The following is a 12,597-nucleotide window of genomic DNA, read 5'->3' on the forward strand; positions in this document are numbered from 1 at the left end:
GGGCGTTTTTTTCGAAGCGTCGTATTAACGCTTGGAGTACTGCGGACGCTTACGCGCTTTACGCAGACCGACTTTCTTACGTTCAACTTCGCGAGCGTCGCGAGTGACGTAGCCGGCTTTACGCAGCGAGCTGCGCAGGGTCTCGTCGTACTCGATCAGAGCGCGGGTGATACCGTGACGGATCGCACCAGCTTGACCGCTTACGCCACCGCCAACGACGGTCACGTAGATATCGAACTTCTCGGTGTTCTCGGTCAGCTCGAGCGGCTGACGGACAACCATGCGAGCGGTCTCACGACCGAAGAACTGCTCGATGGAGCGGTTGTTGATGGAAATCTTGCCAGTGCCCGGACGCAGGAAGACGCGAGCGGTAGCGGTCTTACGACGGCCAGTGCCGTAATTTTGAGTCGCCGACATAATGAGCTATCCCGTTAAATCTTCAGTTCTTGAGGCTGCTGAGCGGTGTGCGGGTGGTTGGCACCCTTGTACACTTTCAGCTTGCGGTACATGTCGCGGCCCAGCGGGTTCTTCGGCAGCATGCCTTTGACGGCAGTCTCGATGACACGCTCAGGAGCCTTGGCGATCAGCTTCTCGAAGTTGATCGACTTGATACCGCCCGGGAAGCCCGAGTGATGGTAGTACATCTTGTCGGTAGCTTTGGCGCCAGTGACGCGAACCTGCTCGGCGTTGATCACGACGATGTAGTCGCCGGTGTCAACGTGCGGGGTGTATTCCGGCTTGTGCTTGCCGCGCAGGCGGGTAGCAATCTCGGTAGCCAGACGACCCAGGGTCAGGCCAGCAGCGTCGACGACGAACCAGTCGCGCTTAACAGTTTCTGGTTTCGCGGTATAAGTTTTCATTCGTTATAGCCTCAGGGGCCGCCTGAAAATAAGACGGCGAATCTTACTGGACAGTGGTTGCCTTGACAAGTCAAGGACAGCCGAAGACAGACACGAATTGGGGCTCGGGTCGGTGTGCGTCCGTAACGACTAGATGTATCAATCGGCAGGCTTTGGCATCCCCCACCGATGAAAGGCTGCGGAATTATGCAGATTCCGGCAGAATTTTCAACTGTATGACGCACTTGTTTTCACGAGGAGACCCGCATGGAGTACCGCCCGCTCGGCCGCACCGAACTGAAAGTCAGCGCCCTCTGCCTGGGGACCATGACCTGGGGCGAGCAGAACACGCAGGACGAGGCTTTCGCCCAGATCGAGCGGGCCAAGGCCGCCGGTCTGAATTTCATAGATACCGCCGAGATGTACCCCGTCCCGCCTCGTGCGGAAACCTACACCCGCACCGAGCAGATCATCGGCAACTGGTTCGCTCAGCGCGGCGACCGCACCGATTGGGTACTGGCCAGCAAGATTGCCGGCCCCGGCAACTCCATCAGCCACATCCGTGACGGCCAGCCGAAACTCGATCGCAAGAACATCGTTGCGGCGCTGGATGGCAGCCTCAAGCGCCTGCAGACCGACTGGATCGACCTGTACCAGTTGCACTGGCCCGAACGCAGCACCAATTTCTTCGGCCAACTGGGCTACCAGCACAAGGAAGAGAGCTTCACCGCGCTGGAAGACACTCTGGAAGCACTCGACGAGCAGGTCCGCGCCGGCAAGATCCGCCATATCGGCCTGTCCAACGAAACACCCTGGGGCACCATGCGCTTCCTGCAGATCGCCCAGGAGCGCGGCTGGCCGCGCGCGGTGTCGATCCAGAACCCCTATAACCTGCTCAACCGCAGCTTCGAGGTTGGCCTGGCAGAAATTGCCATCCGCGAGCAGATCGGCCTGCTGGCCTATTCGCCTCTGGCCTTCGGCATGCTCTCGGGCAAGTACTTCGGCGGCGCGCGCCCGGCCAATGCACGGATCACCCTGTTCAGCCGATTTACCCGCTATACCAACCCGCAGACCGCCAGCGCCTGCGACCGCTACGTGACCCTGGCCCGCGAGCATGGCCTGGACCCGGCACAGATGGCCCTGGCCTTCGTCACCAGCCGGCCGTTCGTGACCAGCAATATCATCGGCGCCACCAGCCTGGAGCAACTGGAAGCCAACCTCGGCAGCTTCGACCTCACGCTCTCCGACGAGGTGCTGGCCGGCATCGAGGCGATCCACAAGGATCAGCCGAACCCGGCGCCGTAGCGCTTTGCTCTTGTAGGAGCGACCTTGCTCGCGAACGGTCCAGCGCTGGATTTCCCGGCGGAATCAGTTCGCGAGCAAGCTCGCTCCTACAGGGTCAGGCCCATCACAAGGCGCGGGCGATGATCTCCTTCATGATCTCGTTGGTGCCTGCATAGATGCGCTGCACGCGCGCATCAGCCCAGGCGCGGGCAATCGGGTACTCCCACATGTAGCCGTAGCCGCCGTGCAGCTGCACGCACTCGTCGAGCACCTTGCACTGCAGATCAGTGGTCCAGTACTTGGCCATCGCCGCCGTCGGCACGTCGAGCTTGCCTTCCAGGTGCTGCTCCAGGCAGCGATCGACGAACACCCGCCCCACCTGCACCTCGGTGGCGATCTCGGCCAGCTTGAAGCGGGTGTTCTGGAAATCCGCCACGGACTTGCCGAAGGCCTTGCGCTCGCGGGTGTACTCCAGCGTCCACTTCAATGCCGCCTCCGCCGAGGCCAGCGCGCCGAGGGCGACCGTCAGGCGCTCCTGGGGCAGCTCCTGCATCAGGTAGATGAAGCCCTGCCCGTCCTTGCCCAGCAGGTTTTCCTTGGGAATGCGCACATCCTGGAAGAACAGCTCGGAGGTGTCCTGGGCCTTCATCCCGACCTTCTCCAGGCGCTTGCCCTTGGAGAAGCCCGGCGTGCCGGCCTCCACCAGGAACAGACTGGTGCCCTTGGCCCCCGCCTTGGGGTCGGTCTTGGCGACCACGATCACCAGGTCGGCCAGCCAGCCGTTGGTGATGAAGGTCTTCGAACCGTTGATCACATATTCGTCGCCATCCAGCACGGCGGTGGTCTTCACCCCCTGCAGGTCGGAGCCGGCACCCGGCTCGGTCATGGCGATGGCAGAGACCATCTCGCCGGAGATCAGCTTGGGCAGGTAGCGCCGCTTCAATTCCTCGCTGCCGTAATGAAGGATGTACGGAGCGACGATGTCCGAGTGCAGCGAGAAGCCGATGCCGGTCAGCCCGAGACGGCCGATCTCCTCGATCACCACCGCGCTGTAGAGGAAGTCCGCCGCCATGCCGCCGTAGGCCTCGGGCAGGTGCGAGCAGAGCATTCCGGCCTCCCCCGCCTTGTTCCACAGTTGACGGTCGATATGGCCGTCCTTTTCCCACTGGGCGTGAAAGGGCACCGCCTCCTGTTCGAGGAACTTGCGGACGCTGTCGCGGAACAGCTCGTGATCGGAAGTGAACAGGGTTCTGGGAATCATGCGGCGCACCTGCGAATCGGTTGTAGGAATTATTGGAAGGCCGACTGTAGGCCAGCCCGAACCGCTCTGCACTGGACACTTTCGCCAAAAAATAAGACGATCCAGCCGCATCATGACCGCTTTAGCGTCATGCAATGACATCCATAAGAAGTACAAGAACCGATGCCCAATTCAGTTTCCCAGGTGCTGCGCCGCGTCAGCATCCTCGCCACCCATGGCGTCTTCGGCTCCACCCTGATGCAGGCCAAGGACTTCTTCCACATGGCCGCCCTGCGCCACGGCCGCCAACAGGGCCTCGGCCTGCTGCCCAGCTTCGAGACCCGCATCGTCAGCCCCGACGGCCAGCCGGTAATGAGCTTCAGTGGCGACCTGCTACCGGTGCACGGCGCCCTGGATGAACCGGAACTGATCATCCTCCCCGCCTTCTGGGGCGACTTCGACGAACTGCTGACCCTCTACCCACAGATAACGGCCTGGCTGCGCGAGCGTCACGCCGCCGGCTGCGTGCTCTGCGGTGAGGTCTCGGGGGTGTTCTGGCTCGCCGAGGCGGGCCTGCTGGACGGCAAGGAAGCCACCACCTACTGGCGCTTCTTCCGCGAGTTCGCCGAGCGCTACCCCAAGGTGCTGCTCAACCAGGACAAGCACATCGCCGACGCTGACAACATCTACAGCGCAGGCGGCCTGACCTCGGTGCGCGACCTGTACATCTACCTGATCGAACGCTTCTGCGGCGCCACCGTCGCCCAGGGCGTTGCCCGCGACATCCTCTACGAGGTGCAGCGCAACTACACGCCAGGGCGCCTGGGTTTCGGCGGGCAGAAACTGCACCACGACCCGGCGATCCTGCAGATCCAGCACTGGCTGGAGGAGCACTTCTCCGACAAGTTCCGCTTCGAGGATGTGGCCCGCGAGCACGGCATGAGCATCCGCAACTTCATGCGGCGCTTCCAGGCGGCTACCGGCGACAAGCCACTGCACTACCTGCAGCGTCTGCGTATCGAGACCGCGCGCAACCTGCTGTCCACGACCCGCAAGAGCATCAAGACCATCAGTTACGAAGTCGGCTACGACGACGCCAGCTTTTTCGCTCGGCTTTTCCGCCAGCACACCGGGCTGTCGCCGAATCATTACCGGCGCCAGTACGAGCAGAAGGAAGGCTGAAACAGGCCATCCCTAGGATGGGTTCACGGACTCGGGGGCGGCCCTATGATCGGGGCAGCTTTCGACAACAAGAACCCAACGGGATATCGCCATGCGCCGCTTTCTGCTTGCCCTCCTGACCGTCTTCAGCCTGAACGCTGTGGCGGACGACACCTGGAAACCCTTCCCCTACGACCAGCAAGCCTTCGACTATAGCGGCGACAAGCTGCGCGAGGCCTGGCCCCGACTGACCCGCGGCTTCGGCGCCAACTACCCGTTCCCGGACGCGGACTGGGTAGTGACCATGGCCACCCGGCATCCCGAAGCCCTGGAGAAGACTGTCGCCGCCGGCACCGGTTTCAGCGGCAAACCGGAAGAGGCACAGGTCTATGCCGAGAAGCTGCAGGACGTGTGGCGCAAGGTGTTCCGCGGCGACTTCGCCCAGGCCAAGAAGGACGGCCTGGCACTAGGCGTCGGCGGCCAGGTGCCAGGGATGTTCGCCCAGGTGCTGTACGCCATGTTCCTCGCACCGAACCAGGACGAGAAGCAGCGCCTGCTGGAAGAAGTGATCAGCTACACCGACGAAGCCGGCCCGCTGCTCAATGCCGACCCTATTGCCCAGTTCGGCCGCGCCTATGCCAAGGCGCGCCTGGCCGAAGACCTGCCGGTGCCGGTGGTACTCAAGCGCGGCTACACCAGCGAGATCCCCAAGGAACTGGACGCCCTGCTGGCCAAGCAGCCGAACCAGCCGTTCGCCCTGGCACTCTACGGCGGCTATGAAGCCGGCGTGATCCGCAAGGTCGGCAAGCTGGTGGGCAAGATGACCTACGGCGTCAGCGCGGACAAAATGGAGCAGTACTTCGCCCGCTCCTTCCGCGCCGCCGACGACCTGCCCATCGGTCACTACGAGTACGCCAACGCGCTGGGTTATGTATACGGCGAAGATGAAGAACAGAAAGCGCTGGAACAGTTGCAGAAAGCGGTGGCGATCAAGCCGATCAATGCGATGGAGGCACTGGAAGTTGCCCACGCCCAGCAACTGCTGAAGAAGGCGCAGCAGGAGATGGCGCAGCGCTGATTCTTGATTTGTAGGAGCGAGCTTTCTCGCGAACCGCCCAGCTTCCGTGCTACCGACGAAGTGTTCGCGAGCAAGCTCGCTCCTACAGAAGAACCAGAACAAAAAAGGCTGCCCGAAGGCAGCCTTTTTCGTTCACCGAACCGTCAGGGGCGGTGCGGGCGGCTCAGGTATTCGTGGGACTGCATTTCCAGCAGGCGGCTCAGGGTGCGCTGGAACTCGAACTCCAGGCGGCCACCGGTGTACAGGTCCTTGAGCTCCACCTCGGCGGAGAGGATCAGCTTCACGTTGCGGTCGTAGAACTCGTCCACCAGGTTGATGAAGCGGCGCGCCATATCGTCCTTGGCCACGCCCATCTGCTCGACGTTGGAAATCAGGATCGCGTGGAAGATCTTCGCCAGCTCGATGTAGTCGTTCTGGCTGCGCGGGCCGTCGCACAGCTCGCGGAACTCGAACCAGGCCACGTCATCGCAGGTGATGCGCGCGCGAATTTCACGGTTCTCGATCATCAGCGCGTCATCGCGGGTAGCGGCGGCGCACTCAGGGGTCAGCGCCTTGAAGTCGCGGGTCATGGCCTGATCGGCCTGCTCGGACAGCGGCCAGTGATACAGCTCGGCCTGTTCCAGGGCGCGCAGGCGGTAGTCCACGCCGCTGTCGACGTTGACCACTTCGGTGTACTTCTTGACCAACGCGATGGCCGGCAGGAAGCGGGCGCGCTGCAGGCCGTCCTTGTAGAGGCCGTCCGGCACGATGTTGGAGGTCGCCACCAGGCTGACGCCGTTCTTGAACAGCTCTTCCAGCAGGGTCGCGAGGATCATCGCGTCGGTGATATCGGAGACGAAGAATTCATCGAAGCAGATTACCCGCGCTTCGTCGGCGAAACGTTTGCCGATGATGGTCAGCGGGTTCTTCTCGCCCTTGAGGGTTTTCATTTCCTCGTGGACGCGCTTCATGAAGCGGTGGAAGTGCGTGCGCATCTTCTGCTTGAAGGGCAGCGCTTCGAAGAAGGTATCCACCAGGTAGGTCTTGCCGCGGCCGACACCGCCCCAGAAATACAGGCCCTTCACCGGCTCCTGGGACTTCTTGCCCAGCAGTTTGCCGAACAGCCCGGACTTGCCCTTGTCGGCGGCGACCAGGTCGTCGTAGAGGCGTTGCAGGTGCTTCACGGCGTTCGCTTGCGCGGCGTCGTGGAAGAAATCGGGGCGTTTGAGGTCTTCCTGGTAGCGCTGAAGAGGCGTCATGATCGGTAGCAAGGCAACGAAAACGGGGGCGCACACTTTAGCGGCGCCCCCGTTTCTTGGCAATTGGCCGGTAGTCGGACCGGCCTGCTGCGCCTCACTCCTGCGGAGCGAGAGCCGCACGCAGACGCTGCATGGCGGCGTCGCGCTCCGCATCGGTGGAGAACTCCGGGCTGTACGCCACGGCTTCGCCATCCAGGCGCACGCTGAAGGCGTTCAGTTCGGCGTGCAGGTCCAGTTCCTCGGACTGCAGGCGCTTGGTCACCTGGCCGGCGGCCTTGCCGTCGGCGAAAGTGATGGAGAGCAACAGTTGCTCGCCAGCGGCATCCAGCAGACGGAAGCGGAAGCCGTCGTCCTCGCGGAAGCTGACGAAGCGCGCCGCCTTGGCAGCTTTCTTCTTGCCTTCGGTTGCCACCTGCACCTGCTCGCGGAACGAGCGCAGACCCACGGCCTCGCGCAGCTCGCCGAGGAACGGAGTGGCAGTGCGACGGGCCTTGGCGGCGCCGGCCAGGAGAATGTCCTCCAGATCCGCCGGACGGGTAATCAGCGCGTGGTAGCGCTCGCGGACCTCGCCCAGCTCGTTGTCGAGCAGTTCGAACAGGCGCTGCTTGGCTTCACCCCAGGCCAGGCCGCCGAGCAGCTCGGCGCGGAACGCCGCCTGTTGCTCGTGGGTGGAGAACGCCTGGTACAGGGTGAACAGGTGGGAGTTGTCCGGGTCCTTCGGCTCGCCCGGCGCACGGGAGTCGGTGACGATGCGCGCAACGGCGTCCTTGAGCTGCTTGGCGCTGCCGAACAGCGGGATGGTGTTGTCGTAGCTCTTGGACATCTTGCGACCGTCCAGGCCCGGCAGGGTCGCCACGTCTTCCTCGATTACCACTTCGGGCAGGGTGAACAGTTCCTTGCCGTTGCCGAACAGGTGGTTGAAGCGCTGGCCGATGTCGCGGGCCATTTCCACGTGCTGGATCTGGTCGCGGCCGACCGGCACCTTGTGCGCGTTGAACATCAGGATGTCCGCGGCCATCAGCACCGGGTAGCTGTACAGGCCCATGGTGACGCCGGCGTCCGGGTCTTCGCCGGCCTCGACGTTCTTGTCCACCGAGGCCTTGTAGGCATGGGCACGGTTGAGCAGGCCCTTGGCGCTGACGCAGGTGAGCAGCCAGGTCAGTTCGGGAATTTCGGGAATATCGGACTGGCGATAGAAGGTCGCCTTGTCAGCATCCAGGCCGCAGGCCAGCCAGGTGGCGGCGATTTCCAGACGCGAACGCTGGATGCGCGTCGGGTCATCGCACTTGATCAGCGCGTGGTAGTCGGCCAGGAAGTAGAAGGAATCTGCCTGCGGATCGCGGCTGGCGACGATGGCCGGGCGGATGGCGCCGGCGTAGTTGCCCAGGTGCGGAGTACCGGTGGTGGTGATGCCGGTCAGGATACGGGTCGTCATGGGAATCCAGGAATCAACACAAATGAAATGGCGGGCCGGATGGTAACGCGGCTTGGCGGCCTAGGCGAGCCGGGCCTGTATCAGGTCCTTGAGCTCGATCAGCTTGCCGTGGAAGAAATGGCTGCACTCGGGGATGCGGATCAGTTCGTGGGCCTTGGTGAGCTCCGCACTCCAGGCGTAGACACGCTCGGGCGTAACCACTTCGTCGGCTTCGGGCTGGATCACCGTCAGCGGGCAGCGCTCGGGCAGGTCGACGTCGAAGCGCTCCACTGGCGGCGCCAGCATGAACAGCTGTGCGAGTTCAGCGCCCTGCTCTTCCAGGCGCTCGGCAGCATTGCCGGCCACGCAGGAACCGAAGGAGAAGCCCATCAGCGTCAGCGGCAGACCCGGATGCTGCCCGGCCAGCCAGCGCGCGGCGACCAGCACGTCGTCGATCTCACCGCGACCTTCGGCATAACTGCCGGCGCTCTGACCCACGCCACGAAAATTGAAACGCAGGGTGGCGTATCCTGCATCCCGTGCGGCGCGTTGCAGGGTGGCGACCACCTTGTTCTGCATGGTGCCAGCGAATAGCGGGTGCGGATGGCAGATCAGCGCGACACCCTTGGCGTCAGGTGTGGCGAGGTGCAGGGCTTCCAGTTGGCCTTCGGGGCCATCGAGGAACAGGGGGATTTCGCGGGTGGTCAAACAACAGCTCCGTGACCCCGTGGCGGGTCGTCTCGTCTAGCTCAATACCTGCGCAGGCGGCGAAGCATTCGCCACGGTATACAAGCACAGGTGCAAGCCGCTAACGTAAAGCAAAGCCGTCTATAGAGGAAGGATTCGCGTGGAACAGTCCCTCACCACCTGGTTGCTGCCGCTACTCGCCCTGATCGTCGGGGTCGGCATCGGCTTTCTGATCGCCCGCCTGCTGCCCAACGCCGCGCCCAACAAGCTGCAGCGTCAGGTGGACGACATGCAGGATCGTTTCGATAGCTACCAGCGCGAAGTGGTGACCCACTTCAGCACCTCCGCCAGCCTGATGAAGAAGCTCACCCAGAGCTATCAGGATGTGCAGGAGCACCTGTCCGAGGGCGCCGAGCGCCTGGCCCTGGACGAACAGACCAAACAGCGCCTGCTGGCGGCCCTGCATGCCGACGAATACCCCGAGCGCCGCGAGCGCCTGACCCCGCCGGCAAACAACGAAGTGCCCAAGGACTATGCGCCCAAGACCGGCGACGGCCCGGGTACCCTGGACGAGACGTACGGGCTGAAAAGCAAGTACTGAGGCCTCTGCCCCACAGAAAAAGCCCCGCCTCGGCGGGGCTTTTTCATGTCCGCGCAAATGCACGACCTATAGGAGCGAGCTTGCTCGCGAACCGCTGGATACTCAATCGACCGGGTATGGTTCGCGAGCAGGCTCGCTCCTACGAAGAGCCAAAGAAAAAGCCCCGCGAAGGCGGGGCTTTTTCATAGCGTGGCGACGATCAGATCGCGCCGCGCTGGCGCAGCAGGTCGAGGACAGCCTTGACGCCCTCTTCCACCGACTGGCTCTGGGTGTCGATCACCAGATCGGCATCCAGCGGCACGTCGTAGGGGAAGGACTCGCCCGGGATATTGTCCTGGCCGGCGGCATACAGGCCTTGCGGGTCGCGTTCGCGGCAGACCTGCGGGGAAGCCTGGACGTAGACGGTGATGAAGCGTTCGGCTCCGATCAGCGCCTTGGTCTGCGCGCGCCCTTCGGCGCTCGGGGCGACGAAAGCGCACAGGCTGATCAGGCCGGCTTCGTTGAACTGCTTGGCCACATGGGCGGTGCGCTGCCAGTTCTCGTTGCGACCGGCGCGGTCCTGCGGCAGGCCCTTGTTGAGGTCGTGGCGCAGGTTCTGGCCGTCCAGCACATAGACCGCGCGGCCCATGTCGAACAGCTTGCGCTCCACGGCGTAGGCCAGGGTGCTCTTGCCAGCGCCGGAGAGGCCGCTGAACAGCACGGTAGCCGGCTGCTGGCCGAAGCGCGCAGCACGCTCGTCACGGGCGACATGACCACTGCCGTGGTGCACGGCGGCGCCATGGGTCGCCTGCGGAGCAGCGATGATCATGCCCGCGCCGACGGTGCCGTTGGTCAGGCGGTCGACCACGATGAAGGCACCGGTGGTGCGATTCTGTTCGTAGCCGTCCAGCGCAATCGGAGCATCCAGGCTGACCTTCACGCGGGCGATCTCGTTGAGCTTGAGTTCGCTGGCGGCGGTCTCTTCCAGGGTGTTCACGTCCACCTTGTGAGTGATGCTCGGAATCGAGCCGGGCACGTAGCTGGTGGCGCGCTTGATGTCGTACTTCTTGCCCGGCAGCATCGGCTCTTCGGCCATCCACACCAGCATGGCGTCAAAGCCGTCGGTGACCTGCGGACGGTTGTCGGCGTGGACCAGCATGTCGCCGCGGGAGACGTCGATCTCGTCTTCCAGGGTCAGGGTGATGGCCTGGCCCGGGCCGGCCTGTTCCAACTCGCCTTCGAAGGTGACGATGGACTTGACCTTGCTGCCCTTGCCCGATGGCAGGGCGATGACTTCGTCGCCCTTGCGCACGATGCCGCTCGCCAGGGTGCCGGCGAAGCCGCGGAAGTTCAGGTTCGGACGGTTGACGTACTGCACCGGGAAGCGCATGTCGTCGAGGTTGCGGTCGCCCGCGACTTCCACGGTCTCGAGGATTTCCATCAGCGACTGGCCGGTGTACCACGGCGAGCGCTCGGACTTGTTGACCACGTTGTCGCCCTTCAGCGCCGACATCGGCACGAAGTGCAGGGAATTGGTCTTGAGGTTGATCTTCTCGGCGAACTGCAGGTAGTCGGCCTTGATCTCCTCGAACACACCCTCGTCGAAACCCTTGAGGTCCATCTTGTTGATGGCGACGACGATGTGCTTGATGCCCAGCAGCGAGGCAATGAAGCTGTGCCGGCGCGTCTGGGTCTGCACGCCGTAGCGGGCGTCGATCAGGATGATGGCCAGGTCGCAGGTGGAGGCGCCGGTAGCCATGTTGCGGGTGTACTGCTCATGGCCGGGGGTGTCGGCGATGATGAACTTGCGCTTGGCGGTGCTGAAGTAGCGGTACGCCACGTCGATGGTGATGCCCTGCTCGCGCTCGGCCTGCAGGCCATCCACGAGCAGCGCCAGGTCAACCTCGTCGCCGGTGGTGCCGACTTTCTTGGAATCCTTGGTGATGGCCTCGAGGTGGTCCTCGTAGATCATCTTGGAATCGTGCAGCAGGCGCCCGATCAGGGTGCTCTTGCCGTCGTCGACGTTGCCACAGGTGAGGAAGCGCAGGAGTTCCTTGCGCTCGTGCTGGGCCAGGTAGGCGAGGATATCCTCGCTGATCAGATCGGATTGATGCGACATGGTGCGAGAACCTTAGAAGTAGCCCTGACGTTTCTTTTCTTCCATAGAGCCAGCGGCGTCGTGGTCGATGACCCGGCCCTGGCGCTCGGAAGTCCGAGTCAGCAGCATTTCCTGGATGATTTCCGGCAGCGAAGTAGCGGTCGACTCCACCGCGCCAGTCAGCGGGTAGCAGCCCAGGGTGCGGAAACGCACCATCTTCTTCTGGATGCTGGCCTTCTGCTCGGGCGTGAGGTGCTCGAGAATGCGTTCGTCGTCGATCATGATCAGCGAGCCGTTCATCTCGATGACTTCGCGCTCTTCGGCGAAGTACAGCGGAACGATCGGGATCTGCTCGAGGTAGATGTACTGCCAGATGTCCAGCTCGGTCCAGTTGGAGAGCGGGAAGACGCGGATCGACTCGCCCTTCTTCACCTTGCCGTTATAGACGTTCCACAGTTCCGGGCGCTGGTTCTTCGGGTCCCAGCGGTGCTTGCTGTCGCGGAACGAGTACACCCGCTCCTTGGCGCGGGACTTCTCCTCGTCGCGGCGGGCACCACCGAAGGCGGCGTCGAAGCCGTACTTGTCGAGCGCCTGCTTGAGGCCCTCGGTCTTCATGATGTCGGTGTGCTTGGCACTGCCATGGGTGAAGGGGTTGATGTCCTGCGCCACGCCATCGGGGTTGATGTGGGTGATCAGGTCCAGGCCCAGTTCCTCGACCATCTTGGTGCGGAAGCTGTACATCTCCTGGAATTTCCAGCGGGTGTCGACATGCATCACCGGGAACGGCAGCTTGCCGGGGAAGAAAGCCTTGCGCGCGAGGTGGAGCATCACCGCGCTGTCCTTGCCGATCGAGTACAGCATCACCGGGTTGTCGAACTCGGCGGCGACCTCGCGGATGATGTGGATGCTCTCGGCCTCCAGCTGTTTCAGATGCGTCAGTTTGTCGACCATGGCTACTCACGGAATTGCTTATGGACG

Annotated in this window: 12 protein-coding genes; 4 read left to right on the forward strand and 8 right to left on the reverse strand. The window is 63.2% G+C overall.

Features of this window, described 5'->3' with window-relative positions:
* Positions 1-24: 24 nt before the first annotated feature.
* The gene (gene rpsI / locus G4G71_RS26990; RefSeq protein WP_015475858.1) at positions 25-417 is read right to left on the reverse strand and encodes a 30S ribosomal protein S9; all 393 of its coding nucleotides are present in this window, start codon (positions 415-417) and stop codon (positions 25-27) included.
* Between the two features lie 14 nt (positions 418-431).
* Positions 432-860, reverse strand: a complete 429-nt coding sequence (gene rplM / locus G4G71_RS26995) for a 50S ribosomal protein L13 (RefSeq protein WP_015475857.1) — start codon at positions 858-860, stop codon at positions 432-434.
* A 246-nt stretch (positions 861-1,106) separates the two neighbouring features.
* Between rplM and G4G71_RS27000 the strand changes: the two genes are divergently transcribed.
* Positions 1,107-2,144 carry an NADP(H)-dependent aldo-keto reductase gene (locus G4G71_RS27000; protein ID WP_169941649.1) on the forward strand — a complete coding sequence of 346 codons (1,038 nt, stop codon included), beginning with the start codon at positions 1,107-1,109 and terminating at the stop codon, positions 2,142-2,144.
* A gap of 103 nt (positions 2,145-2,247) precedes the next feature.
* Here the strand turns inward: G4G71_RS27000 and G4G71_RS27005 are convergent, their stop codons facing one another.
* Positions 2,248-3,393, reverse strand: a complete 1,146-nt coding sequence (locus tag G4G71_RS27005; protein ID WP_169941651.1) for an acyl-CoA dehydrogenase family protein — start codon at positions 3,391-3,393, stop codon at positions 2,248-2,250.
* A gap of 252 nt (positions 3,394-3,645) precedes the next feature.
* On the opposite strand from G4G71_RS27005, the gene G4G71_RS27010 reads away from it, so the two are divergent.
* Both G4G71_RS27010 and G4G71_RS27015 read left to right on the forward strand, forming a co-directional pair.
* Positions 3,646-4,545 carry a GlxA family transcriptional regulator gene (locus G4G71_RS27010; protein WP_169942825.1) on the forward strand — a complete coding sequence of 300 codons (900 nt, stop codon included), beginning with the start codon at positions 3,646-3,648 and terminating at the stop codon, positions 4,543-4,545.
* A gap of 91 nt (positions 4,546-4,636) precedes the next feature.
* Positions 4,637-5,602: an RNA-binding protein gene (locus G4G71_RS27015; RefSeq protein WP_169941653.1), complete on the forward strand. Its 966-nt coding sequence runs from the start codon at positions 4,637-4,639 to the stop codon at positions 5,600-5,602.
* A gap of 143 nt (positions 5,603-5,745) precedes the next feature.
* Here the strand turns inward: G4G71_RS27015 and zapE are convergent, their stop codons facing one another.
* From zapE to G4G71_RS27030, 3 genes are all read right to left on the reverse strand, one after another.
* Positions 5,746-6,840 (reverse strand): cell division protein ZapE, encoded by a 1,095-nt coding sequence (gene zapE, locus G4G71_RS27020; RefSeq protein ID WP_037009786.1) that lies wholly within the window; start codon positions 6,838-6,840, stop codon positions 5,746-5,748.
* Between the two features lie 94 nt (positions 6,841-6,934).
* Positions 6,935-8,275, reverse strand: a complete 1,341-nt coding sequence (locus G4G71_RS27025; protein WP_169941655.1) for a tryptophan--tRNA ligase — start codon at positions 8,273-8,275, stop codon at positions 6,935-6,937.
* Between the two features lie 60 nt (positions 8,276-8,335).
* Positions 8,336-8,962, reverse strand: a complete 627-nt coding sequence (locus G4G71_RS27030; protein WP_169941657.1) for an alpha/beta hydrolase — start codon at positions 8,960-8,962, stop codon at positions 8,336-8,338.
* A gap of 139 nt (positions 8,963-9,101) precedes the next feature.
* Between G4G71_RS27030 and G4G71_RS27035 the strand changes: the two genes are divergently transcribed.
* Positions 9,102-9,542, forward strand: coding sequence for a Z-ring associated ZapG family protein (locus G4G71_RS27035; protein ID WP_054906604.1), 441 nt, complete (start codon positions 9,102-9,104; stop codon positions 9,540-9,542).
* 199 nt (positions 9,543-9,741) lie between these two features.
* Here the strand turns inward: G4G71_RS27035 and cysN are convergent, their stop codons facing one another.
* Both cysN and cysD read right to left on the reverse strand, forming a co-directional pair.
* Complete coding sequence (cysN, locus tag G4G71_RS27040) at positions 9,742-11,640, reverse strand: sulfate adenylyltransferase subunit CysN (RefSeq protein WP_169941659.1); 1,899 nt, start codon at positions 11,638-11,640, stop codon at positions 9,742-9,744.
* A 12-nt stretch (positions 11,641-11,652) separates the two neighbouring features.
* Positions 11,653-12,570, reverse strand: a complete 918-nt coding sequence (cysD, locus tag G4G71_RS27045) for a sulfate adenylyltransferase subunit CysD (protein WP_054906606.1) — start codon at positions 12,568-12,570, stop codon at positions 11,653-11,655.
* Positions 12,571-12,597 lie beyond the last annotated feature (27 nt).

The sequence above is a fragment of the Pseudomonas multiresinivorans genome (assembly GCF_012971725.1).
In the GTDB taxonomy this organism is placed as follows: domain Bacteria; phylum Pseudomonadota; class Gammaproteobacteria; order Pseudomonadales; family Pseudomonadaceae; genus Pseudomonas; species Pseudomonas multiresinivorans.